General features: G+C 70.6%; 23 protein-coding genes. 15 read left to right on the top strand and 8 right to left on the bottom strand.

Annotated features, from left to right (window positions below):
• Positions 1 to 86 precede the first annotated feature (86 nt).
• The gene (locus tag ACZ3IJ_RS10595) at positions 87 to 1,187 is read left to right on the top strand and encodes a hypothetical protein (RefSeq protein ID WP_467467299.1); all 1,101 of its coding nucleotides are present in this window, start codon (positions 87 to 89) and stop codon (positions 1,185 to 1,187) included.
• A gap of 70 nt (positions 1,188 to 1,257) precedes the next feature.
• Here the strand turns inward: ACZ3IJ_RS10595 and ACZ3IJ_RS10600 are convergent, their stop codons facing one another.
• Positions 1,258 to 2,439: a PQQ-dependent sugar dehydrogenase gene (locus tag ACZ3IJ_RS10600; protein ID WP_467467300.1), complete on the bottom strand. Its 1,182-nt coding sequence runs from the start codon at positions 2,437 to 2,439 to the stop codon at positions 1,258 to 1,260.
• A 231-nt stretch (positions 2,440 to 2,670) separates the two neighbouring features.
• Entirely contained in the window at positions 2,671 to 3,498 is an 828-nt protein-coding gene (locus ACZ3IJ_RS10605; RefSeq protein WP_467467301.1) for a class I SAM-dependent methyltransferase, read from the bottom strand.
• A gap of 179 nt (positions 3,499 to 3,677) precedes the next feature.
• Here ACZ3IJ_RS10605 and ACZ3IJ_RS10610 point away from each other — a divergent pair, with 179 nt between their 5' ends.
• The 4 genes from ACZ3IJ_RS10610 (at position 3,678) to ACZ3IJ_RS10625 (ending at position 7,346) form a co-directional block, all read left to right on the top strand.
• The gene (locus ACZ3IJ_RS10610) at positions 3,678 to 5,639 is read left to right on the top strand and encodes an acyl-CoA dehydrogenase family protein (RefSeq protein WP_467467302.1); all 1,962 of its coding nucleotides are present in this window, start codon (positions 3,678 to 3,680) and stop codon (positions 5,637 to 5,639) included.
• Between the two features lie 137 nt (positions 5,640 to 5,776).
• Positions 5,777 to 6,085, top strand: coding sequence for a hypothetical protein (locus ACZ3IJ_RS10615; RefSeq protein WP_467467303.1), 309 nt, complete (start codon positions 5,777 to 5,779; stop codon positions 6,083 to 6,085).
• Positions 6,086 to 6,256: 171 nt separating this feature from the next.
• On the top strand, positions 6,257 to 6,901 hold the full coding sequence (locus ACZ3IJ_RS10620) for a GAP family protein (protein WP_467467304.1): 645 nt from the start codon (positions 6,257 to 6,259) through the stop codon (positions 6,899 to 6,901).
• Between the two features lie 160 nt (positions 6,902 to 7,061).
• Entirely contained in the window at positions 7,062 to 7,346 is a 285-nt protein-coding gene (locus tag ACZ3IJ_RS10625; protein WP_467467305.1) for a hypothetical protein, read from the top strand.
• Between the two features lie 28 nt (positions 7,347 to 7,374).
• Here ACZ3IJ_RS10625 and ACZ3IJ_RS10630 read toward each other — a convergent pair whose 3' ends face one another.
• Together ACZ3IJ_RS10630 and ACZ3IJ_RS10635 are read right to left on the bottom strand one after the other, a co-directional pair.
• Positions 7,375 to 7,863, bottom strand: a complete 489-nt coding sequence (locus ACZ3IJ_RS10630) for a DinB family protein (RefSeq protein WP_467467306.1) — start codon at positions 7,861 to 7,863, stop codon at positions 7,375 to 7,377.
• 41 nt (positions 7,864 to 7,904) lie between these two features.
• Complete coding sequence (locus ACZ3IJ_RS10635; RefSeq protein WP_467467307.1) at positions 7,905 to 8,534, bottom strand: SAM-dependent methyltransferase; 630 nt, start codon at positions 8,532 to 8,534, stop codon at positions 7,905 to 7,907.
• Between the two features lie 86 nt (positions 8,535 to 8,620).
• Here ACZ3IJ_RS10635 and ACZ3IJ_RS10640 point away from each other — a divergent pair, with 86 nt between their 5' ends.
• Positions 8,621 to 9,229 (top strand): helix-turn-helix domain-containing protein, encoded by a 609-nt coding sequence (locus tag ACZ3IJ_RS10640; protein WP_467467308.1) that lies wholly within the window; start codon positions 8,621 to 8,623, stop codon positions 9,227 to 9,229.
• Between the two features lie 24 nt (positions 9,230 to 9,253).
• Here the strand turns inward: ACZ3IJ_RS10640 and ACZ3IJ_RS10645 are convergent, their stop codons facing one another.
• Positions 9,254 to 9,610, bottom strand: coding sequence for an HGxxPAAW family protein (locus ACZ3IJ_RS10645; protein ID WP_467467309.1), 357 nt, complete (start codon positions 9,608 to 9,610; stop codon positions 9,254 to 9,256).
• Between the two features lie 100 nt (positions 9,611 to 9,710).
• Here ACZ3IJ_RS10645 and ACZ3IJ_RS10650 point away from each other — a divergent pair, with 100 nt between their 5' ends.
• Positions 9,711 to 10,217 carry a MarR family transcriptional regulator gene (locus tag ACZ3IJ_RS10650; protein WP_467467310.1) on the top strand — a complete coding sequence of 169 codons (507 nt, stop codon included), beginning with the start codon at positions 9,711 to 9,713 and terminating at the stop codon, positions 10,215 to 10,217.
• Positions 10,218 to 10,235: 18 nt separating this feature from the next.
• Here the strand turns inward: ACZ3IJ_RS10650 and ACZ3IJ_RS10655 are convergent, their stop codons facing one another.
• Complete coding sequence (locus ACZ3IJ_RS10655) at positions 10,236 to 11,459, bottom strand: saccharopine dehydrogenase family protein (protein WP_467467311.1); 1,224 nt, start codon at positions 11,457 to 11,459, stop codon at positions 10,236 to 10,238.
• Positions 11,460 to 11,577: 118 nt separating this feature from the next.
• Between ACZ3IJ_RS10655 and ACZ3IJ_RS10660 the strand changes: the two genes are divergently transcribed.
• Entirely contained in the window at positions 11,578 to 12,300 is a 723-nt protein-coding gene (locus tag ACZ3IJ_RS10660; RefSeq protein WP_467467312.1) for a TetR/AcrR family transcriptional regulator, read from the top strand.
• Positions 12,301 to 12,409: 109 nt separating this feature from the next.
• On the opposite strand, the gene ACZ3IJ_RS10665 is transcribed toward ACZ3IJ_RS10660, so the two are convergent.
• A complete protein-coding gene (locus tag ACZ3IJ_RS10665) occupies positions 12,410 to 13,072 on the bottom strand; it encodes a DUF4232 domain-containing protein (protein ID WP_467467313.1) in 663 nt (220 codons plus the stop codon).
• A 409-nt stretch (positions 13,073 to 13,481) separates the two neighbouring features.
• Here ACZ3IJ_RS10665 and ACZ3IJ_RS10670 point away from each other — a divergent pair, with 409 nt between their 5' ends.
• The 7 genes from ACZ3IJ_RS10670 (at position 13,482) to ACZ3IJ_RS10700 (ending at position 21,643) form a co-directional block, all read left to right on the top strand.
• On the top strand, positions 13,482 to 14,360 hold the full coding sequence (locus tag ACZ3IJ_RS10670; protein ID WP_467467314.1) for an NAD(P)-dependent oxidoreductase: 879 nt from the start codon (positions 13,482 to 13,484) through the stop codon (positions 14,358 to 14,360).
• Between the two features lie 203 nt (positions 14,361 to 14,563).
• Positions 14,564 to 15,487 carry an NAD(P)-dependent oxidoreductase gene (locus ACZ3IJ_RS10675; protein ID WP_467467315.1) on the top strand — a complete coding sequence of 308 codons (924 nt, stop codon included), beginning with the start codon at positions 14,564 to 14,566 and terminating at the stop codon, positions 15,485 to 15,487.
• A gap of 190 nt (positions 15,488 to 15,677) precedes the next feature.
• Positions 15,678 to 17,105 carry a flavin monoamine oxidase family protein gene (locus ACZ3IJ_RS10680; RefSeq protein WP_467467316.1) on the top strand — a complete coding sequence of 476 codons (1,428 nt, stop codon included), beginning with the start codon at positions 15,678 to 15,680 and terminating at the stop codon, positions 17,103 to 17,105.
• Positions 17,106 to 17,358: 253 nt separating this feature from the next.
• Positions 17,359 to 18,588 carry a cytochrome P450 family protein gene (locus tag ACZ3IJ_RS10685; RefSeq protein WP_467467317.1) on the top strand — a complete coding sequence of 410 codons (1,230 nt, stop codon included), beginning with the start codon at positions 17,359 to 17,361 and terminating at the stop codon, positions 18,586 to 18,588.
• 5 nt (positions 18,589 to 18,593) lie between these two features.
• On the top strand, positions 18,594 to 18,797 hold the full coding sequence (locus ACZ3IJ_RS10690) for a ferredoxin (protein WP_467467318.1): 204 nt from the start codon (positions 18,594 to 18,596) through the stop codon (positions 18,795 to 18,797).
• 91 nt (positions 18,798 to 18,888) lie between these two features.
• Positions 18,889 to 20,193, top strand: coding sequence for an activator-dependent family glycosyltransferase (locus ACZ3IJ_RS10695; RefSeq protein WP_467467319.1), 1,305 nt, complete (start codon positions 18,889 to 18,891; stop codon positions 20,191 to 20,193).
• A 271-nt stretch (positions 20,194 to 20,464) separates the two neighbouring features.
• Complete coding sequence (locus ACZ3IJ_RS10700; RefSeq protein WP_467467320.1) at positions 20,465 to 21,643, top strand: acyl-CoA dehydrogenase family protein; 1,179 nt, start codon at positions 20,465 to 20,467, stop codon at positions 21,641 to 21,643.
• A 5-nt stretch (positions 21,644 to 21,648) separates the two neighbouring features.
• Here the strand turns inward: ACZ3IJ_RS10700 and ACZ3IJ_RS10705 are convergent, their stop codons facing one another.
• Positions 21,649 to 22,527 carry an SDR family oxidoreductase gene (locus ACZ3IJ_RS10705; RefSeq protein WP_467467321.1) on the bottom strand — a complete coding sequence of 293 codons (879 nt, stop codon included), beginning with the start codon at positions 22,525 to 22,527 and terminating at the stop codon, positions 21,649 to 21,651.
• Positions 22,528 to 22,552 lie beyond the last annotated feature (25 nt).

Genomic DNA, 22,552 nt, shown 5'->3' on the forward strand with positions numbered 1-22,552 from the left:
CCCCACCACGGCACCACGAACGGCTGTGCGATCATCGGGATCACGATCACGGGGAGACCGGATCACGCGGAGCTGAGGAGTACGGAGTGAGCGCGGGCGGGGGGCGGGGCGGTTCGGCCGTGCCCGACGAGGAATGGGAGCGGTTCCTTCGGGACTCGGTGGCCGGGACGGCGGATGCCCCCAGGGAGCTGTCGGCCGATGAGCGCGGCAGGACCGCGGAGTCGCCCGAGCGGCGGCCCGTCGGCGGTCCACCGGTCTGGCGCGCGTCCGCACCCGCCCGGCCTCGCCGTCGGGGCAAGGGATGGTACGTCGCCGGCCTGGCCGCCGCGGTGGCGGTGCTGGCCGCGTCGCTGACGCCCGGGCTCCTCACCGACTGGTTCGGCGCGGGCGACATCAGGCCGCTTGCCGTGGAATCGGGGCGCCCCGACCAGGCGCCCCCGCCGGAGACCCCGCGCCGTGCGACGCTCGCGGAGCCGTTCCTCGGCTCACCTGCGGCGCGCTGGGCGGACGGCGCGGCCGGGGTCGGCATGCCACGCCCCGAGGCGACGGGCTGGATGAACAGCGAGCAGGTCGGACGCGCGCTGGACCGGACGCGGGACTTCCTCACCTGGTCGAATCTGGACCGGCAGGTACTCGAAGGGAAGCGTCCCGCGCGGGCGATCTCCCTGATCAACCCTCACCAGCGGGACGTCCAGGCCTTCCTGGGCTCCGCGTTCCGCAAGCCCGACCGGGAGAACGACCCCGTCCTGCTCTTCAGCCGGTTCGACCCGTCCACGACGCGACTCGTCGGCGAGACCGTGAAGACCCGCGGCCGGCTGACCTTCGAGGAAGGACCCAAGGGCTCGGTACGGGTCACGGGGGACGTCACCTACGTGTACCCCGTGGTCCGCGCGGAGGGCGGCAGCGAGGACGTCGTCCGTACCATCGTGCGGCGCGAGGTGGTGGTCAGCTGGGACGATCCCGCGAAGATCGTCACCGAGCCGGGGACGTTCTCCCTCGTCTCGTACAAGGCCGACATGACCAACGGCGGCTGCGGCCCCGTCACCGGCTTCCTCACCCCCGACTTCGACCGTTCGAGCACGGACGCGGAGACGAACGGATCCACTGTGGATCCCTACGACCGCAGCACGTCGATGGCCGAGCGCACGGGGCCGGACGGGGGATGCGGGACCGCGACGCGGTCGTAGCCTCTCGCCGCCGTGTGCCGTCCGGCTTCGCCTCCCACCGGAGAGCCGGACGGCACACGGCGCTCGTCGGCTACGCCGGGTCGATACGGGCGATGCCGCCGCCGATCGCGAGGACGTACAGCTCGCCCGCGCGGCCCTCCACGAAGGAGATGACCTCGCCACCGTTGACGACGAGGTCGTTCTCCGCCGTCACCTTCCCGTTCCTCAGCGCGAGGGATCGGATGGTGCCGTCGCAGTAGTCACTGAACACGTACTGACCCCTGAGTGCCGGGATCGCGCTCCCCCGGTACACGAACCCGCCGGTCACCGCGCAGCCCAGACCGGTTCGGGCGTACTCGTGGATCGGGCGCACGTGGTTCGCCGGCTCGGTGCCGCCCCGGAAGGGGTGGTTGCCCTCCATCCGGGACCAGCCGTAGTTCTCACCGCCCCTGCTCCTCGCGGGCGCCCAGTCGATCTCTTCCCAGTCGTTCTGACCGACGTCGCCGATCAGCAGGTCACCCGTACGCGAGTCGAAGGAGAACCGCCACGGGTTGCGGAGCCCGTAGGCCCAGATCTCGTCCCGCGCGCCCGGGTCGTCGACGAAGGGGTTGTCCGAGGGGATCGCGTACGGCGTGCCTCCGCGCGGGTCGATCCGCAGCAGCTTGCCGAGCAGCGTGTCGAGGTTCTGCCCGTTGCCGTGCGGGTCGCCGCCGGCGCCTCCGTCACCGAACGCGATGTAGAGGTATCCGTCGGGCCCGAACTTGATGTCGCCGCCGTTGTGGTTCGAGTACGGCTGCGTCTGGGTGAGGACGGTGCGCCGGGTCTCCGGCCGGAGCATGCCCTTGCGGACGGCGAACTCGTCGATGGTGCTGGTGCCTTCGAGATTCGTGTACGAGATGTAGAGGTGTGCGCGTGCCGGGTCGAACGCGATGCCCAGGAGGCCGCGTTCCCCGTCCGTGGTGGTCTCGGCGGAGATGTCGAGCACTGGTTCACCAAGGCCTTGGGCGCCCAGCACCCTTACGGTTCCGGCGCGTTCGGCGATCCAGATGGTGCCACCGGGTCCGGCGGCACCGGCGGTCGGATTGCGCGCCGTGGCGACACCGGTGAGCCTGATCTTCGCGGCGTGCGCGCCGTGCGTCACTTTCGCGGTCGCCGCGGTCGTCGCGGTCGACCGGCGGGCGTCACGGCTCTCCGCGGAGGCCGTGGTCAGGGCGAGGGAGGCGACGACACCGAGGGCGCAGATGATCGCCGAGCCTCTGGTACGCATGTTCACCGTGATCCTCCTGGAGACGGCGACGGGGGAACCCGGCTGCTCGAGGCGACGTGGGGGCGGCGTCGCGCGCACCAGCACGCGGCCGGGGTGGGGGAAGGGGGTACCGCTGGCCACGGAGGAGACTACGGGGACTCGGGCGATTGGTATAGGCCAAGTGCGGCACCCCGCCCCCCGCACGGGCGGCGGGTGCGGGGTGCGGGGTCGCGCGACGGCGGTCCCGGTCTCTCGGGATCAGGTCTGCGGGCGCGTGGCCGTGACGACGTAGTAGTCGAGGCTGCCCTGCTCGTAGGCCTTCAGAAAGTTGCGCGGCCATGTGCCCGGCTTCCACTGCTCCGACAGCCAGCGGTCCCAGCCCTGCCACACATCGGGCCCGATGGACACGGCCTGGGCGTCCGTCAGGCCCGCCCGGCTGAACGCGTCGGTCACGAGCGAGACGGGGCGCGCGATGTCCAGCCCGTCGGCGTACGACTCCAGGCAGGACGCGAGCCGGGCTCCGTTTCCCGGATCGTCGTCCGGGGTGAAGAAGCTGGCGACGACCACCCGGCCACCGGGCCGCAGTACGCGGGCCGTCTCCTGGGTGAAGGCGATCATGTCGTCGAAGTGCTGGGCCGCCTCGACGCTGTAGACACAGTCGAACTCCCCGTCGGCGAACGGCATCTCCTCCGCCGCGCCCCGGACGAAGCGGAGCCCCGTCGGTGAGGTCTCCAACAGCTCCGCGTTGGTCCGGCGCGCGCGGTCCAGCTGCTGCGGATGGATGTCCATACCGGTCACCTGCTCCGGTCCGTACTCGCGCAGGGCCAGCGCGCAGCCGACACCGAGCCCGCAGCCGACCTCCACGATCCGGCGGCCGGCCAGCGGACCGGCGGCGTCGAGCACCTGCCGGTACATGTCCCGCTGACTGCGCACCCGGTCGTCGACCGTGATCGGTCCGGCGAGGTCGATCGAGCGCCAGTACCCGAAGTTGATGAACCCTCCGGCGAACACCGGGACCGAACTGAGGTCGGCCGGACCGTACGTCTCCCGGACGGCGGCCCGCATTTCCACCGATTCTTCCACCACTCGCGTCACCTCCGCGAACAGTCTGGTGCCGGGAGCCACCCCTGTCGACGACGCCCCGCCCCACTCGACCCGAATGGGGCGGCTCCGGAAGCCGAGGTGCCCGCCGGGCCGCCCGACGGCTCCGGCCCGCCACTCGGCCGGCCCCGGTTGATCTTGCCGCGGCGGGGTAGCGAAGCCGCATGGCCCTCGACAACTCACCCTCCACGACGACCGGCTACGTACAGCCCGACATCGACGTCCGCACACTGGCCGCCGTACTCGACGGCGAGTACGCCGGGATTCGCGACCTCGTCCGGAGCAATCTGGCGACGCACGCCTCCGTACTCGACGAAGCCGACGAGCTCGGCGTGGACGCGTTCCGCGAGCGGGTGCGCGAGATCGTGGTCGAGATGGCGGCGACGGGCCAGACCGGCATGGGCTTCCCGGCGAAGTACGGCGGCGGCGGTGACGTCGGAGCCTCGATCGCCGCCTTCGAGACGCTGGCCTTCGGCGACCTGTCCGTGCTGGTGAAGACCGGTGTGCAGTTCGGGCTCTTCGGGGGCGCGGTCCTGCACCTGGGCACCGAGCGCCATCACGAGGCCCTTCTGCCACGGCTGATCACCGGCGAGCTGATGGGCTGCTTCGCGATGACCGAGACCGGTCACGGCTCCAACGTCCAGGCGCTGGGCACCGTCGCGCGGTACGACCCCGCACGCCAGGAGTTCGTCGTCACCACCCCCGACGACGGGGCGCGCAAGGACTACATCGGCAACGCGGCCCGCCACGCCGAGCTGGCGGTCGTCTTCGCCCAACTGGAGGTGGACGGCCGGTCCGAGGGCGTGCACGCCTTCCTCGTGCCCGTCCGGGTCGACGGCGAGCCGGCGCCCGGCGTCCGGATCGAGGACGACGGCCGCAAGATGGGTCTCAACGGCGTCGACAACGGTCGCATCTGGTTCGACGATGTACGGATCCCGCGCGAGGCGCTCCTCAACAGGTTCGCCGACGTCAGCCCGGAAGGCGTCTACGAGAGTTCGATCGAGAACCCGAATCGGCGCTTCTTCACCATGCTCGGCACGCTGGTGCAGGGCCGGGTGAGTGTCGGCGGCGCCGGGGTCGGCGTCGCCAAGGTCGCTCTGGCGGTCGCCACGAAATACGGCGCGCGGCGACGGCAGTTCGAAGCCACCTCCGGCGCCGAGGAGCAGGTGCTGCTCGACTACGGCCTGCACCAGCGCCGGCTGCTGCCGCTCCTCGCCCGGACGTACGCCCTGCACTTCGCGCAGGACGTCGTGCGCTCGCACCTGCACGACGTCTTCTCCGGCATCGAGGACGACGCACAGGCGCGGCGCCGGCTCGAATCGCGGGCCGCCGGCCTCAAGGCGCTCGCCACCTGGCACGCCACCAGGGTCGTCCAGGAGTGCCGCGAGGCCTGCGGTGGCGCCGGGTACCTCGCCGTCAACCGGTTCGCCGCGCTGAAGAGCGACAGCGACGTCTTCACCACCTTCGAGGGCGACAACCACGTCCTGCTGCAGCTCGTGGCCAAGGGGCTGCTCACCGACTACGCCAGCGAGTTCGAGGACCTCGACCAGCTCGGCACGGTCCGTTACCTCACCAACCTCGCCGTGGAGACGGTCATCGAGCGCACCTCCGCCCACAAGCTGCTCGAGCGGGTACGCGACCTGCTGCCCGGCGGCGACGAGTGGGACCAGGAAGCCGGTCTGCGCGACTCGGAGTACCAGCTGGCCATGGTCCGCTTCCGGGAGGAGCACATGCTCGCCGGGCTGGCCCGCCGGATCAAACGAGGGATCGACCAGAAGCGTGACCCCGGCGCCGTCTTCTCACAGGTGCAGGACCATGTCATCGCGCTCGCCCGTGCCCACGTCGAACGGCTGGTGACGGAGGCCTTCGTCGACAAGGTGCGGGCGATGCCCGAGGGCGACGAGAGGGTGGCCCTGGCCCTGCTGTGCGACCTGTTCGCCCTGTCGACGATCGAGGCCGACCGGGCCTGGTTCATGGAGCACGGCCGGCTGACGGTCCAGCGTTCCAAGGCGATCAGCCGGGAGGTGAACGACCTCTGCCGCAAGGTCCGGCCTGTGGCGGTCGACCTCGTCGACGCGTGGGGCATCCCGCCCGAGATGCTGCGCGCACCGGATCTGGTGGGCTGATGCAGGTCGGCCCCGGGGCGTGCCGAGTGAGCGCACAGGTGGGCGGCCGGTGGGCCGGCCGGCGTACCGGCGGCTTCGGCACGACGGACGGGGGAAGCAGTACGCCACGCACACTCTGGCCTATGCGAGGAGTCGCCATGACCACGTTCGTCATCACCGTTCCCGGCACGTTCCTTACGCGGATCACCGATTCCGCGCGCTCGGTCCTCGAACGGGAGCTGGCGTCCCAGCACACCGACGTGAGCGAGAGCGAGGGCCTGGACCTCCTCACGCTGAACGGGGACGGCACCTTCTCGATCCGCCTCGAGATCGACGCGCGGGACCGGTACGAGGCCGAACTGGACGCCACCCGTCTGGTCGCGGCCGCCTTGAAGGACGCCGGCATCGCGGAAGGCGACGCACCCCTCGGCCCGCCGGCGGTCACGGGCATCGACAGCGACCTCTGACCTGCCCGAGTCGGGGCGGAGCGGCCGCCGGGGTCCACGGGCGTGGCTGGCTTGACCGGCCGGGCCGCCGCCTGCAAAGTCGGAATGCGGTCCCACACGACGCGGTGACCGCGCTGGTCGGCCCCCTGCCCCCGTTGCGGACACCCTCGAGACCAAGGAGCGTCCGGTCCGATGGTCCTCGACCTCATCATGATCGGTACGGCCATCACCCTGGGGCCCCTGCACAACAGCGCCTTCATCCTGCTGCTCTCCTCCCGGCGCGGTGTCCGTCAGGGTCTGGCGTTCCTGTTGTCGTGGCTGGCCAACCTGGTCGCGGTGATCGCCGTCGTGGTGCTGCTGACCGGCGGTCAGCCTCCTGCGCGTCACAGCGCGCCCTCGACCGCCGGGATCGCCGTGAAGCTCGCGATCGGCCTGGCTCTGGTGCTGTACGGCGGGTACCGGCACCGCCGGCCGCCGCGCCCGCACGGCCCGCCCCGCTGGACCGCCCGGATCGACAACGCGTCGGCGGTCACTGCAGCCGGTCTGGCCTGGCTGCTGCAGCCCTGGGGCCTGGTGGCCGCGGGCGCCGCGACCGCGCTCGACGCGGATCTCTCCACCGTCACCGACTGGCTGGCGCTGTCGGGCTACTGCCTGCTGGCCACGCTCAGCCTCATCGTCATGGAGATGTACGTGGTCTGGTCGCCCGCGGTCGCGAACGCCCGCCTGAACGCGTTGAGGAGCTGGCTGGAGCACCACCAGGAACAGCTGGTGGTCACGCTGGCCCTGGTGGTCGGCCTGTGGCTGTCGGGCCGGAGCATCTACGAGCTGGTCGCCTGACACGGACGGCCCGGAGGGCCGCCTCCATCCGGGGAGCGGGGGTCACGACCGGTTCGGCGTCGGCTCTTCAGGTGATTGTCGTACGCCTCATGATCCGGACAGGTGTCGCAGGGTACGACTCCTCAGCACCAGTCGATCCCTGCGCTGAGGAGCTATGGCGATGTACGCAGCTGTCCGGAGGTACGAAGGGGTGACCGATCCTGCCGAGGCAGGGCGCGTCGTGAGCGAGGGGTTCGTGCCGCTCATGCGCCAGGTCTCCGGTTTCGTGGCCTATTACTGGGTGGACGCCGGGGACGGGGTGATGGTCTCGACCAGCGTCTTCCAGGACCGGTCCGGCGCGGAGGAGTCCATCGCGAGGGCGGCCGACTTCGTGGCGGAGAACCTCGCCTCGCTGCTCCCCCACCCTCCCCAGGTCACGGCAGGCGAGGTCGTGGCCTCCGCCTGACGGCCGAACGCGCGCTGGAGGCACGGGGTCAGCGGCCGGTCGTGCCGTCGATGAGTTCGCGGAGGATGTCCGCGTGGCCCGCGTGCCGGCCGGTCTCCTCGATCATGTGGGTGAGCGCCCAGCGGATGCTGGGAGCGGGGCGGCCCGGCCGCGGTCGGGGAACCCGCGCGCCGAGATCGGTGCACGTGTCGAGAACGCCGTTCGCGCGCTCGACCGCGTCCCGGTAGCGGGCGAGGACGTCGGCCACGGTGTCCGTCGGTGCGGCGCGGAACGTCGCCTCCCAGTCGGCGACGTCGTCCCCGAGGAACATCGAGCGCTCGACGAACGTCAGGTGGTTGAGCAGGCCGAGCAGGTTCGTGCCCGACGGCACCGCGGCTGTTCGCACGTGCGGTTCGGGGGCGCCTTCGACCTTCGCGGCGATCGAGTTCCGGAGGTGGTCGAGAAATCCGCGCAGGACCTCCGCCTCGTCGTTTCCGGTCCGTGGCGGCGGGGTGTCGCGGCGCCTGGGGCTGGACATCGGGATCTCCCTTGCTCTGTCGATGGGGGCCGGCCGGGGTGTCAGGCGGTGCGGCGGACGAGGAGGACGTGGTCGGTGACCTCGGCGGTGCTTCCGTCCGGGCCGGTCGCGATCCGGCGGGGCGCGTCGGCACGCTCGACCGTCCATCTCTGCGGCGCCAGACCGATACCCGCCGCGACCTCACGCGGGGTCGGAGGGCGAACGTCGGAACCCTGGTCCCACGACCATGGCGCGACCGAGCCGTGGTCGACGACCAGCAGCCGCCCGCCCGGGCGGAGTGCGAGCGCGGCGCAGCGCAGGACCGCTGACCGGTCCAGGTCGAAGGGAGTGTGCAGGTAGTGCGCGCAGACCAGGTCGAATGCGCCGGGTGGGAACGTCCGCCGCAAGTCGGCCCGCACGGGCGTGACGCGGTCGTCCAGGCCGTGCGAGCGGGCGATGGCGGCGAGCCGTTCGACGGCCACCCCCGAGACGTCGACGGCGGTGACACGCCATCCCGCGCGGGCGAGCCACAGCGCGTCGCCGCCCGCCCCACAGCCGAGGTCCAACGCGTCACCGGGCGGCAGACCCGTCACCGTCTCGGTGAGACGGGCATTCGGCCGCCGCTCGCCGGCCTCCGCTCGCGCCGCGTGGACGCCGTCCCAGAAGGCGACCGCATCGATCCTGCTGTTCATCAAGACTCCTTGTGTCGGTACGCACCGAGTCTCGCCAGGCCTCCACGACAAGGCACGGAATCTTGCGGTTACTGCAAGATGGCCTGATGGATCACACGACGGACGAGGACGTGCTCGACGCGGTGGGGCCGCGCCTTCGCGCACTGCGCCGTGCCCGCGGCATCACTCTCGCCGACCTCGCGGCGACGACGGGCGTGTCGGAGAGCACTCTGTCCCGGCTGGAGAGCGGGCACCGCCGGCCGAGCCTGGAGCTGCTGCTGCCTCTGGCGCGCATCTACGACGTTCCGTTGGACGATCTCGTCGGTGCCTCGCGCACGGGTGATCCGCGGATACACCTCAAGCCGATCAGCCGGTTCGGCATGACGTTCGTGCCCCTGTCCCGGCGGCCGGGCGGGGTGCACGCGTTCAAGATGATCATCCCTGCCACCCGTGAACCGCTCGAGCCGACCCCGCAGACCCACGAAGGCTTCGAATGGCTCTACGTACTCACCGGACGCCTGCGGCTCGTCATCGGCGAGCGCGACCTGACGCTGCCGTCCGGTGAGGCGGCCGAGTTCGACACGTCGATGCCTCACTGGCTGGGCAGCGCCGACGGAGGCGCGGTCGAGCTCCTCGTCCTGTTCGGCCTGCAGGGGGTACGTGCGCACGTACGCGCCGACCCGGTCGTCACCGGCCGCCGTGCCCCGAAGAGCTGATGGTCCCCCCGAAGGGCGGCCCTGCTACGACGACTGTCCCGCGAGTGCGGGCTCGATCGCCGCGGTCGGGGCCTCGGCGGGCTTACGGCCCGCAAGGCGGCAGCCGAGGCAGTCGGGATGCCCCCGGCGAGCCGCCGCGTCTCGGACGCGCCAGTGCTGTTGACCGGCCGGCCGGGGTCCGGAGGGTTTGCCCCATCCCGCCAGGTGGAGACACCAGGTGGTGAACGCGGCGAGGGCCACGACCGCGGCGCCCAGCAGCAGCCCCGCGGTCGAGTGGGCGGCGAGCGCCACACCCGTCGCCGTACAACCGATGGTGGCGATGCCGGTGCCTGTCCAGCCGGCGACCGTGTGGCCCAGGTCGTGGTCTCCGTGCGCGCTCACGGCGCCTCCTCGGGAATGGGATGCTCAGGTGGCGGGCCACGGCCCGCCACAGATGTCTTACCTCGCGAGATAATTTACTTAGATGCTAAGGGGAAATGTGGTGCAGGGCAAGGCACGTCCGGCGGCGACGGCGGAGCAGGCGCTGTATGCGATGGACCGGATGATCGCGACCGCGCAGTTCGGGCAGCAGGACATCGCGCGGCTCCTCGGTCTCAACGTCACGGATCTGACCTGTCTCGGCTTCCTCGTCGAAGCCGCCACGGCCGGCGAGTCGCTGGTGGCAGGCGACCTCGCCGACCGGGCCCGGCTGACGACCGGTGCGGTGACGGGCGTCCTCAACCGCCTCGAGAAGGCCCGGTACATCCGGCGCCAGGCGGACCCTCAGGACCGCCGGAAGGTCCGGCTCGTCATGGAGGAGTCCGCACTGGAGCGCATCCTCCAGGCGTACGGCCCCTTCTACGAGCGCCTGGGCCTCCTCTTCGCGGACTACAGCCCTGACGAGGTCGCCGTACTGACGGACTGGTTCACCCGCGCCAAGGCTCTGCTGCAGGACTCACTGGACGAGATCCGCACGGGGGTCTCCGCATCGTCACCCTCCGACCGCTGACCGCCGCCGGCGGGCGGGTCAGCTCTCTTCGCGCAGCCCCCACGGAGACCCGTACGCGCCGAGCAGGTCCAGGAACGGCCGGGGCGGCAGCGCCTCGGGGCCGAGGACGCCGCTTGCCTTCCACGTACCGTCCGCGATCAGTTCCAGGGCGATCACCGGGTTGAGGGCGGTCTGCCAGACCACCGCCTGGGACCCGTACTCGCGCATCGACCACTCGTTGTCGACCACGTGGTACAGGTACGCCTCCCGCGCCGCGCCGTCCTTGGTTCCCTTGACCCAGGTGCCCGCGCAGGTCTTGCCCTTCATCCGGTCCCCGAGCGTGGCGGGGTCGGGCAGACAGGCGGCGACCACGTCGCGCGGGGAGACCTGGACCGGTCCGTCGGCGCCGGGGACGGTGACCCTGGCCGTGGAGTCGAGCCCCAGCTCGCGGAGGGTCTTCAACTTGGCGATGAAGTCGTCGCCGAGGCCGTACTTGAACGTCACCCGGCGGGCGTCCACCCAGCGGGGCATGAGAAGGACCTCCTCGTGCTCGACGTTGACGCACTCCACGGGGCCGATGCCCTCGGGGAAGTCGAAGACCTCCGGCTCGCTGAAGGGCGCGGTGGTGAACCAGCCGCGGCCCTTCTCGTACACGACGGGCGGGTTGAGGCACTCCTCGATGGTGGTCCAGATACTGAAGGAAGGCGCGAAGTCGTAGCCCTCCACGGTGAGGTTCGCGCCGTCGCGGACGCCGATCTCCTCGATCTCGTCGAAGAGTTCGTCGGCCGCGTACCGGGCGAACACGTCGGAGAGGCCGGGCTCCACGCCCATGCCGACCAGGGCGAGGCGGTCGGCGTTCTCCCAGGCCTCGGCCAGCGCGAACTGCTCGTCGCCCAGCTTGACCCCGCACTGTTCGTACGGTGCGGTGGGGTGCGGAACGGACAGTGACATCGCCATGTCGACGTAGTGCACACCGGCGGCGAGCGCCGCGTTGAACAGCGGCATCACGAACCTGGGGTCGGTCGCGTTCAGCAGCACGTCGCAGCTCTCCTCGGCGAGGAGGCGCCTGACCGCGGCCTCGTCGGAGGCGTCCAGACGGTGGGCGCTGAAGCGGCCCTCCTGGTCGTCGAGCGCGGCCACGGCGGCCTCGGCCCGGGCCGGGTCGTAGTCGGCCACGACCATGCGGGTCAGGAAGCCGCGGCGGGCCGCGATACGGGTGACGGCCGTTCCGACGCCACCCGCGCCGACGAGAAGTACGCGCATGTCACACACCACTTTCGCTAGACGGTCCCGGCGAGCGCCTGGGAACACCTCGATGCAACAGGGTCCCGGCGGTTAAGGTCTACGGCGTTGGCATAAGGAGCGACGGGACGGTGGTGTGATGCCGAAGAAGGTGGTTCCGGAGGCGGAACGGCGCAGGCGACGGCCGACCCGGCAGGGCTCCGTGCTGTCGGAGAGACTGATCGTGGAGACAGCGCTGCGGATGCTGCGCGAGCACGGGAGCGCCGGTCTGACCGCCCGCCGGCTCGGCGCCGCTCTCGGGGCCGACCCCAGCACCCTGTACAGGTACTTCGCGGGCCTGGACGGTCTGACCCGGGCCATCGGCGAGGAACTGATGGGGCGCGCCCTGGACAGCTGGACGGCCACCGGGAGCTGGCGTACCGACCTGCGTTCTCTGGGCCTGGCCATCCACGCCTCCTACCTCGCCCACCCGCAGGCCGCCCTGCTGACCGCCAGCCGTGTCACCGGCCGCCCCCGGGAGATCGAGGTGGACGAGACGATCCTCGGCATCCTGCGCGGCGCGGGCTTCGGCGAGCCGGACGCCGTCGGCGTGTACCACGCCTTCATCGACCTGGCCCTGGCCTTCGCCGCCCTGGACGCGGGCGCGCTGGCGATCAAGGACGAGGTCAGGGAGGCGGACGAGGACATGTGGTCCTCCACCTACGCCCGGCTGCCGGTCGAGACCCATCCGCACATCGCCGCCACCGCACACCTCCTGGCCGACCGGATGAATCGCAGCGCCTATCCGGTCGTGCTGGACACTCTCCTGGGCAGCGCGGAGGCATGGCTGGCCTCCGCGCGGAACGGCGCCGGCGCGGCGTGAAGGGAGAGCCGACGACGGGACATGGAGGCCGACGGCAGCCTGCGCCCCGACGGCTCTCCGCCCGCGCGCGCCTCCGCCGTGCGGCGGAGGCGCCCGAGCAGGAGACCGGCTACAGGCTCAGCGCGTCCTCGGCGTTGTCCATCCACGCGGTGACCGAGTTGTCGTCGGAGACGTTGAGTCCGGGCGTCGAGGCCTTGAGCGGCACCTGCTTCAGGTCGGACTCGGTGTTCATGGTCATCGCGATCGAGGAGACCGTCTTGCTCTTGGCGCCCTTCAGGCCGCCCATCAGGCCGGCATAGGCGGACTGGCCCGGTGCGAGCCGGATGGCCTCCTCGATGCCGGGGGCCGTACCGCGCTCCGTCGCCTGCCCGTCCAGGTCGCCGAAGGTCACGACGGGGTGGCCGAGCACCCGGCACGGCTTGCCGGACTTGTTGGTGACCTTCAGCAGGTAGCTGCTGGTCGTGGGCTCTGCCAGGCTCGCGGTGAACGTCACGTCGAAGGTGCTGCAGGGGAAGACGTCGTAGTCCGGATCCACCGACGGTGACGCCGGCTTGCCGGGCGCGGACGGCTTGGCGGACGCGGACGGCTTCGCAGGCGCGGACGGCTTGGCAGGCGCGGAGGACTCGGCGGGCTGCGACGGCGATGCGGGAGTCGCCGACGGTACGTCGGCCCCGCCCGCGGCGCCGTCCTCGCCGGGACCGCAGGCGGTCAGGGCCAGCGCGGACACGGCGACGACGGTGACGGCGGCGAAGGCTCTGCTCAAGGTGCTCATGGTGTACTCCCCCGATGACGGCGTGAGACGTTCCTCTGGTGGACTCCAGGTTCCCGCGCGTGCTTCACAGTTCGGTGACAGCGCCTTGCCGAATCCACCACGGTTCATCTCGCGGACCTCCAGGGGCTCGAGCGTCCCCCGACGACGTGCGGAAGCGGCCGGCCCTCGATCAGCGCAGGGGCCTCTCCCTGCCGCCGGTCTCCGGTTGATGACCCGCTGGTTACCGATCGATGAGGGGCGACTTCCGGCGGGCCACTAGCTTCTGGACAGCCCACTCATGTGGAGCGTCGCATGCCGGCGCCCATTCGAATCAGAGAAGATGGTGCCATTTTCCTATGAGTCTCACTGCAGACACCGCCGGTTTCCCGAGGAGTTCGGCAGCGGACCACCCTGAAGGCGGGACGGTGTGATGGCAATGGACGACAACACTCCGGTCACGGTCATCGGCCTGGGGCTCATGGGCCAGGCACTGGCCGGCGCGTTCCTGGGTGCCGGGCACGCCACGACCGTGTGGAACCGGTCCCCCCAGAAGGCCGACGGGCTCGTCGCCGACGGCGCCACGCTCGCCCCCTCGGTCGCCGATGCGATCGCCGCCGCCCCGCTGGTGATCGTCTGCCTGACCGACTACGACGCCGTACGCGAGGTCCTGGAGCCCGTCCGCTCCGCCCTCAGGGGCAAGACCCTGGTGAACCTCACCTCCGGGCACTCCGAGGGAGGCAGGGAGACGGCAGAATGGGCCGCCGGCCTGGGGATCTCGTATCTCGACGGCGCGATCATGGCCATTCCGCCCGTCATCGGCACGGAGCACGCGGTACTGCTCTACAGCGGTCCGGAGGACGTGTTCGGCGCCCATGAGGCCACCCTCGCCCGCCTGGGCGCCGCCACCCATCTCGGCGCCGACCACGGGCTGGCGTCGCTCTACGACGTGGCCCTGCTCAGCATCATGTGGGGTGTCCTGAACAGCTTCCTGCACGGCGTCGCGCTGCTGGAGACGGCGGGCGTGAAGGCGACGACCTTCTCCCCGCTGGCCAACCAGTGGATCGGCGCGGTGACGAACTTCGTGTCCGCCTACGCGGAACAGATCGACCAAGGCGCGTACCCCGCGCACGACGCCACGATCAACACGCACTGGGCCACCATGGTCCACCTGATCCACGAGAGCAAGGCCACCGGTGTCCCGGTCGAACTGCCGGAGTTCGTCGCTCGGTTGACGGATCGTGCGATCGCGGCGGGCCATGGCAAGGACAGTTACGCAGCGATGATCGAGCAGTTCAGGAAGCCGTCCTGACCTGCTCGATCGCGCGGCGGAGGGCCGGCGTGCTCACGGCGGCCGGAGTGCGGCCCTCCCTTACCTCCAGGTAAGTGCTTACAAAATAGTGCGCACTTGGCAACCCGTCAGATCGGCGGAAGGATCGTTCCAGCCCCTGGGTGCGGCAGTCGATCCGACCCCCCACGTGCGGCTGACGTCCCGGTTGGCCAAGGAACGAACCCATGCGGAAGATGGAGACCACGATCATGAACGAGTACGCCCCCCAGCCCGCTGAGGCCACACCTGTCACCGTCATCGGCCTCGGCTCGATGGGGCAGGCGATCGCCGGTGCATTCCTCGCGGGCGGCCACCCCACGACCGTCTGGAACCGGACCGCGTCCAAGGCCGACGCCCTCGTCTCCCAGGGCGCGACCCTCGCCACGACCCCCGCCGAGGCGGTCGAAGCCGGCGGACTCGTCGTCGTCTGCGTACTGGACCGCGACGCGGCTCAGGAGATCCTGAACCCGCTCACCGGCCGGCTGGCCGGGCGCGGCCTGCTCATGCTCACCAGCCTCTCCCCCACGGAGGCCGAGGAGACCTCCGCATGGGCGGCCCAGGAGGACATCGCGTTCCTCGGCGGCGCCATCATGGCCACCCCGGACCTGATCGGCAACCCCGACGAGGCGTCGCTGCTGTACGCCGGTTCGTCCGCCGTGTTCGAGAAGCACAAGGCGGCGCTGGCGCTGCTGGGCACGTCGACGTACCTCGGTGACGTCGCCGCCCGTGCGTCGCTGCTGGAGACGGGTCTCCTGGCATCGATGTACTCGATGTTCGCCGGGTTCTTCCACGGTGCGGCGCTCGTCGGCACGCAGGGCGTCACGGCCGAGGAGTTCACCGCGCTGGCCGTGCCGTGGCTGAAGGCGATGACCACGTTCCTGCCCGGCCAGGCCGAGTTCATCGACAAGGGCGACTACACCACCGACGTGCAGAGCCTGGCGTTCAACAAGGGCGGCCTGGACCACATCATCCACATCAGCGAGGACCAGGGCATCGGCACCGATGTCATGAAGCCCATCGCCGAGCTCATCGACCGTCAGGTCGAGGCGGGTCACGGCGCGGACAGCCTCGCCCGGCTGATCGAGGGGATCAAGAACCCCAAGGCGTGATCGTCTGAGCACACACGTCTCTTCGAGGGGCCGTCGGTTCGCCGACGGCCCCTCTTCGTGCATGCGGGAGACCCCGGGAGCCAGCCGATTACCGCCCCGTTACCAGGGCATGGGGACGCGATGGACGGGCGCTGGTCGCTCATCTGGCTGAATTCAGGCCAGCAGCGGATCACTCAGCGCAAGGAGCGTCATGCAACCGGAGAACAGCATTCCCCGCCCGGGCCACGCCTACACACCGCGCCGCAGGACACTGCTCAAAGTCGCCGGGCTGGCCGGAATAGGCACGGCGACCGCGGCTGCCTCCACGGCGCGGGCCGCCGGCACGAAGGCGGACGCCACGTTCGACGTGATCGTCATCGGCGCGGGCTTCGCCGGTGTCACCGCGGCGCGCGAGCTGCAGGCCGCGGGCAGGAGGACCCTGCTGCTCGAGGCGCGTGACCGTATCGGCGGGCGTACCTGGACCACCACGTTCCAGGGGCAGATGGTGGAGATGGGCGGCACCTGGGTCGATGCCAAGCAGCCGCTGATCCAGGCCGAGATCAAGCGGCACGGGGTCCGGATCCTGGAGGACCCCGCGCCGGAGAAGGTCATCTTCCGTAATTCCGGCCAGTTCAGGGCGTTCACCCCGGAGGAGGCCTTCGGTCGCCAGGGCGAGCTCTTCGAGCGTCTCGTCGCGGGCTCGAAGGACGCCTTCCCGCAGCCCGAGCAGCCCTTCCTCCGGGCCGACGTGGTGGCGGAACTCGACAGGCTCACCCTCCGGGACCGGCTCCAGCAGATGCGCCTGACGCCCGAGGAGGAGGACTGGATCACTCCGGTCACCGCGGTCGAGGGCGGCGCGGCCCGCGGCGGACTGGCCGACCTCTGCCAGACCCACGCCCTGTGCGGTTACAGCTACATGGGTTACCTCGGTCTGAACACCTACCGCCCTGAAGGCGGTATGACCCCGCTCCTCAAGCGGATGCTGGACAGCTCGGGCGCCCAGCTGAAGCTCGCCTCCCCGGTCCGGTCCGTCCGCGACAACGGTTCCAAGGTCACCGTCACGACCCGCGCGGGCCAGTCCTACTCGGCGGCGGCTGTCGTCGTCGCCGTTCCGGTGAACGTATGGAAGTCGATCCAGTTCACGCCCTCACTTCCGGCCGCGCACGCGACCGCCACCCAGGAGACGATGTCCGTCACCGCGGGTCAGAAGTTCATGATGAACGTCCAGGGTGACGTGGGGCGGTTCGTCGCCCAGCCGCCCGAGGGCCACCCGCTGCTGACCGCCGTTCCCTGGGCGCAGACCCCCGACGGCCTTCTCATGGCCGGTTTCAGCTCCGACGCGACGCTGGACACCGGCAACGTGGCCCAGGTACAGGCCGCCGTCCAGTCCCTGGTGCCGGAAGCCCGGGTCACGGCGGTCAAGGCGGCCCGCTGGGGCCTGGAGCCGTTCTCCCAGGGCGCGTGGTCCTGGATGCAGCAGGGGCAGATGATCAAGCTGCTGCGGGCCGTCCAGCAGCCCCACGGACGGATCTCCTTCGCCACCAGCGACATCGCCACCGGGTGGTCCGGGTTCGTCGAGGGAGCCATCGAGCGAGGCGTCGAAGCCGCGGCGCAGGCCTCCCGAGCGGTGACCCGCTAGCGGGCCCCCTTCGGGCCGTGCCGGCGTCGCGGGCTCCCGCCGGTGCCTGTACGGCCCACCGGACCGCGCGGTGCGGGGCCGGTTCGGCGCGGAGAGGCCAGTGATCGGGCTGTTACTGCGCACTTGAGGCGGCTGTGTACGTTCCATGCACAACACTGCGCGTCAATGGATAACCGCCCCAGGCCAGAGGCCGATTCACCCGCAGGTCGCACGCAGATCAGACTCCGAACGTCCGGACTCAGGAGATCTATCCATGACTTCTTCGATCCCATCGCTCTTCACTCCGGAGTATTACCAGAACCAGTACAAGGCTTTCGCGTGGCTGCGCGAGAACGCGCCCATTCACGAGTTCCGGTTCCCCGTCGGCGACATACGCACCTGGATCGTGTCGCGTTTCGACGACGTGCAGGCCGTGCTGGCCGATCCGCGGTTCAGCAACTTCGCGCCCACCCACGGAAGTGCCGAGTTCAAAGAGTCCGGCATGATCCTCGGCGCCGACACGGTCGTCTCGCGCATCATGACCGTGCTCGACCCGCCGGACCACACCCGCATCCGCAAACTGGCCATGGGATCCTTCACCCCACGCCGGACCGCACAGTGGCGCGAACCCACGGAACGCGTCGTCCAGGCGGAACTCGACCGGCTCGAGAAGCAGGAGAGCCCTGATGCCGTGGCGTACGCGAGTGCGATCCCCGCGGCCGTCATGGGCGAGATCCTCGGCATTCCGCTCAGCCAGTACAACGAGATGCTCGACGCGATCGAGCGGGCGTTCCACCCGGACGACGACAAGGGCAGCGCGCAGCGCGCGTTCGAGGAGATCGCCGACTACGGACGCACCCTGATCATCGAGAAGCGCTCGATGCTCGGGGACGACCTGATGTCGAGCTTCATCGAGGCGCGCGACGGGGACGAGCGGTTCAACGAGGACGAGCTCGTCGCCATGCTCGCCCTCATGATCATGGCCGGTCTCGACACCACGCGGAACCTGATCGGCTCCTCGATCCTCGCCCTCTTCGACCACCCCGACCAGCGGCTGCTGCTGCCGAAGTGGCCCGAGATCCAGGCGACGGCCGTCGAGGAGTTCCTCCGCTACGAGGGCGCCCTGTGCGTGGGCGTCTTCCGTTTCGCCAAGGAGGACATGGACTTCCGCGGTACGAAGCTGCCCGCCGGCGCCCCGGTCGTCGCCGCGCTGCAGTCGGCCAACCGTGACCCCGACCGCTTCACCGATCCCGATCGCCTCGACCTCACCCGCAGCGGCCCCCGCCACCTCGGTCTCGGGCACGGACTGCACAACTGCCTCGGGGCCGCGCTCGCCCGGCTGGAGGCCCAGATCGCCATTCCCGCGATCTTCGAACGCTTCCCCGACCTGTCGCTGGCCGTCCCGCGCGACGACGTCACGTACGCGGAGAACTGGCTGCTGCGCGGCCTCGTCTCGCTCCCCGTCGATCTGGGCGCGAGCAGGTCCCACCGGGCCGGCGGGTGAACGCCGTGACCTCGAGACTGACGATCGATCGCACCGTCTGCGGTGGCGGCGGGCTGTGTGCCATCACGTATCCGAAACTCTTCCGGCTCTCCGACGACGGTCACGCCGTCGCCCTGGCGACCGAGCTCCAAGACGCCGACGACATCGCCGCGGTGGAGGACCTCGTCGCGTGCTGCCCCACCGAGGCGATCACCCTCACATCCGGATGACGACATCCGCACCGGCCGACGGAGCGGCCCCGCCCCGCCGGGTCGCCGTGCGGCGGTGGAGTCCGTCCACGCACCCCATGGAGAAGACCCCATGCGTGTCCTGTTCACCATCTGGCCGGCGACGGCCCACGTCTACCCGATCGTGCCGCTGGCCTGGGCACTGCAGGCCGCGGGGCACGAGGTGGTCGTGGCCTCTCATCCGGCCGTCGCGCCGGCCGTCAACTCGGTCGGCCTGACAGCGGTCTCACTGGGCGACGAGACGACACTGCCCCCGCCGCTCGGCGCGGGCAAGCCCCCGACCGCGGAGACGACGCGGGTCCTGGACCGCATCACCCGAGCGCTGGCCATCGACCCGGCCGATGAGCACGCCTGGCGGTTCCACCGGGAGTACATGCTGCCCGCGATCCGTGACTTCCACCCGGTGGACGTGACGGCCCAGGACCCTCAGCCGCTGCTTGACGAGCTGGTGAGGTTCTGCCGGAGCTGGCAGCCCGACCTGGTGCTGTGGGACCCCACGATGCCCTCGTCGCCCGTGGCCGCCCGTGCCTCCGGCGCGGCCCACGCGCGGTTCCTGTGGGGCCTCGACCACTTCACCTGGGCCAGGGACCTCTACACCGAGCGCACCAGGCAGCCCGGCCCGGCGCTGACGGACGAGGAGCCGCAGATCGCCTCGTTGCGGCCGATGGCGGAGCGGTACGGCTTCGAGGTCGACGACGAGCTCCTCAACGGCCAGTGGACCGTCGACCCCATGCCGACCTCCGCCCGGCTCCCCTCCGGCGTCCGTACGGTGCCGATGCGCTGGGTTCCATACTCGGGAGCGGACGTGCTGCCCCCGTGGCTGTACGCGAAGCCGGAACGCCCCCGGGTGGCGCTCTCCCTGGGTGCCTCGATCCGGGTCTTCTCCAAGGACAGCGAGGCGCTCATCGCCAATCTGCTGAGGGCGCTGGGTGAACTGGACGTCGAGGTGGTCGCGACCCTGAACCAGGCGCAGCTGGAGGGGATCGATCACGTTCCCGACAATGTGCGCACCGTCGACTACGTGCCGCTGGCCCAGCTTCTCCCGACGTGCTCGGCACTGATCCACCACGGCGGCTACGGCACCATGTGCGCCGCCGCCGCGGCGAACATCCCGCAGATCGTCGCCATGGACAACTACCAGGGCATGGAAGGCCCGCTCAGCGCCCGGTTCGTGACCGAGTCCGGAGCGGGCCTGGTGATCAGGCGGGAGGCGCATTCCGCGGCCGACATGCAGAAGCGGATCGACCGCGTCCTGACCGAGCCGTCGTTCCGCCAGGGCGCCGCGGACATCCACCGGGACCTGCTCTCCACACCCGGCCCGCGCGAGACGGTGTCCGTCCTCGAAGGGCTCACGGCGCAGTACCGGCGCAGCGTCTGACCAGCCTGCGCGTCGAGCGGTTGCCCCCACGTTCCCGAACGACGGGAGCGGGGGGCAACCGTCTTCCTCCGTACGGGAACTGCCGGCCGCCTCCTGCCGGGCGGGGCACATCCTTCGGTAACGGAAGACTCATCGCCCGGGGGTGGACAACGCGATTACCCCGACATTACTCGGCACGAACCCAGCGCTCCCATAATCGGAGCAGAGCCGCGTTGAAAGCTCGTGTCGCAAGCATTCGCACATCGACGCCCATGAGAGTTGAGGAGTCAGGATGACCACGCCTGCAATTGAATCGGATTCGATACTGGACGCAGTGCGAGAAATCGTCCCCCGGCTCCGTGAGAATGGCATCAAGGCCGAAGAGAACCGCTGGATCCCGGACGAGAACATCGAGCTTCTGGAGAAGGCCGACGTCTTCCGGATCGCCGTCCCGAAGCGATTCGGCGGGCTCGACCTGCCGGTCGCGGACCAGGCGCGGATCATCGAGGAGGTCGGCCGCGGCTGCGGCTCCACCGGCTGGATCCTGTGCTCCTGGATCTCCAGCGCGTGGATCGCCACCCAGTACTCCGACAAGGCTCAGGAAGAGATCTTCGCCGACGGCGCCGTCCGTATCTCCGGCGGCTTCACCCCGACCGGGACGGCGGTGGAGACCGAGGGCGGGTACATCCTCAACGGCAGCTGGCGCTTCAACACCGGCATCCGCGGTTCTCACTGGAACGTCCACGCCGCCATGCTCGAGCGGCCCGGCCAGGAGGACGAGGAGATCTTCGCCATCGTGCCGGCTTCGGAGGTGGAGATCCTCGACGACTGGCACGTCTCGTCGGCATCCGGCACGGGCAGTTCGACCACGCGTCTGAAGGACGTGTTCGTCCCCGCGCACCGTGTCGCCGGCGCCGTCGAAGCGCTCGAAGGCCTCGTCGAGGGCCGGAGCAACACCGGCGCGACCGGCCGCAACTACGGCCTCACGGCGCTGGTGATGGGACTGTCCGTCCCCGTCTACATCGGACTCGCGCGCGCCGCTCTGGAACTCTTCCTGGAGCGGCTCCCCGGACGCGGCATCGCCTACACCCACTGGGCCGAGCAGCGTGAGCACCCCTACACGCAGATCCAGGTCGCCACGGCGGCGAACAAGATCACCGCGGCCGAGGCACTCGCGGCCGGCTGGCTGCACCGGATGCAGGAGGCGGCCGATGCCGGGGAACAGCTGCCGATGGAGCAGCGGGTGGCCATCCGCGGACAGATGGGGTACGCGGTCCAGCTCGCCAAGGAGGCCGTCGGCGTCCTCCACGACGTGAGCGGCGCCTCGATCATCCAGCGCGCCGTGCCCTTCCAGCGCGTCCACCGCGACATCGAGGGACTGTACCTGCACGGCCTGATGACGCCCCTGGGCAGCCTGGAAGCCCACGGCCGAGTCCTGGTCGGACTCGACCCGGACACCGACTACCTGTAGACCTTCTAGGCCCGGCTCCCTCCTTCCGAGGGGGCCGGGCCGGTGTCCGCCAGCCACTGGAGGGTGGTGCGGGGGGTCAGGCCGAGCAGCTTCTGGGCCGAGTGGGCGGAGGCGATCGCGTTGTCCGGGAGCGTGGCCAGGAAGTCGTACAGTCCCGCCACGCCGGCCGCCGCACCGCTGCCCAGCAGAGGTGCGAGGGATTCCGCGAACGCCGCGGGCGTGAGGGCCTCGTAGGTGACCTCGCGTCCCATGCGGGTCCCGAAGGCCTCGGCCAGTTCCGGACCGGTGGTGCCGGGATCGTGGCCGACCTCGACCAGGCCGGTGATGTCCGGGCGCCCGAAGAGGGCCACCGCCGCATCGGCGACGTCGAGGTGCGAGGCCCACGAGACGGCGTAGTCGCCGCGGAGCGGGTAGCGGAGCACGCCCTGCTCGCGGGCACCGGTGACGACCGGCGGCAGGAGCAGGTTCTCCAGGAACAGTCGCGGTGCGAGCACCGCGTGGGAGAGGCCGCCTGTCTTCAGCCCGTCGATGACCGCCACGACCGCGCGGTCGGCCATCTCGACGGGCGTACCGCCGCTCGTGGAGAACACGACGCGCGCCGGGCGGGCGGCGGTCAGGGCCGTGACGACGTTGCGCGCGTACGCCAGCCGGTCCTCCTCCGCACCGAGCGGGAGGTGGACGAAGACGCCTTCGGCCCCGCGATAGGCCTCGGTCAGCGCTTCGACGGAGTGGAGGTCGACCGCCCTGACCCGCGCGCCCGCCACGACGGCGTCGGCGTTGCGGGTGAGGGCGGTCACGGACGCGCCGGAGGCGGCGAGGGCGGCGAGGGCGGCGACGACGGGGGCGCCTTGGGCGCCGGTGGCGCCGTGGATCACGTAGCTCATGAATCCATTAGTGCACACACTGCAC

The sequence above is a fragment of the Streptomyces sp. NPDC013317 genome, from assembly GCF_055563155.1.

Coding starts and splice junctions, on each gene's coding strand:
- ACZ3IJ_RS10610 (WP_467467302.1), top strand. CDS start 3,678: ATGGCCCTCGACAACTCACCCTCCACGACGACCGGCTACGTACAGCCC.
- ACZ3IJ_RS10615 (WP_467467303.1), top strand. CDS start 5,777: ATGACCACGTTCGTCATCACCGTTCCCGGCACGTTCCTTACGCGGATC.
- ACZ3IJ_RS10620 (WP_467467304.1), top strand. CDS start 6,257: ATGGTCCTCGACCTCATCATGATCGGTACGGCCATCACCCTGGGGCCC.
- ACZ3IJ_RS10625 (WP_467467305.1), top strand. CDS start 7,062: ATGTACGCAGCTGTCCGGAGGTACGAAGGGGTGACCGATCCTGCCGAG.
- ACZ3IJ_RS10630 (WP_467467306.1), bottom strand. CDS start 7,863: ATGTCCAGCCCCAGGCGCCGCGACACCCCGCCGCCACGGACCGGAAAC.
- ACZ3IJ_RS10635 (WP_467467307.1), bottom strand. CDS start 8,534: ATGAACAGCAGGATCGATGCGGTCGCCTTCTGGGACGGCGTCCACGCG.
- ACZ3IJ_RS10640 (WP_467467308.1), top strand. CDS start 8,621: ATGGATCACACGACGGACGAGGACGTGCTCGACGCGGTGGGGCCGCGC.
- ACZ3IJ_RS10655 (WP_467467311.1), bottom strand. CDS start 11,459: ATGCGCGTACTTCTCGTCGGCGCGGGTGGCGTCGGAACGGCCGTCACC.
- ACZ3IJ_RS10660 (WP_467467312.1), top strand. CDS start 11,578: ATGCCGAAGAAGGTGGTTCCGGAGGCGGAACGGCGCAGGCGACGGCCG.
- ACZ3IJ_RS10665 (WP_467467313.1), bottom strand. CDS start 13,072: ATGAGCACCTTGAGCAGAGCCTTCGCCGCCGTCACCGTCGTCGCCGTG.
- ACZ3IJ_RS10670 (WP_467467314.1), top strand. CDS start 13,482: ATGGCAATGGACGACAACACTCCGGTCACGGTCATCGGCCTGGGGCTC.
- ACZ3IJ_RS10675 (WP_467467315.1), top strand. CDS start 14,564: ATGCGGAAGATGGAGACCACGATCATGAACGAGTACGCCCCCCAGCCC.
- ACZ3IJ_RS10680 (WP_467467316.1), top strand. CDS start 15,678: ATGCAACCGGAGAACAGCATTCCCCGCCCGGGCCACGCCTACACACCG.
- ACZ3IJ_RS10685 (WP_467467317.1), top strand. CDS start 17,359: ATGACTTCTTCGATCCCATCGCTCTTCACTCCGGAGTATTACCAGAAC.
- ACZ3IJ_RS10695 (WP_467467319.1), top strand. CDS start 18,889: ATGCGTGTCCTGTTCACCATCTGGCCGGCGACGGCCCACGTCTACCCG.
- ACZ3IJ_RS10700 (WP_467467320.1), top strand. CDS start 20,465: ATGACCACGCCTGCAATTGAATCGGATTCGATACTGGACGCAGTGCGA.
- ACZ3IJ_RS10705 (WP_467467321.1), bottom strand. CDS start 22,527: ATGAGCTACGTGATCCACGGCGCCACCGGCGCCCAAGGCGCCCCCGTC.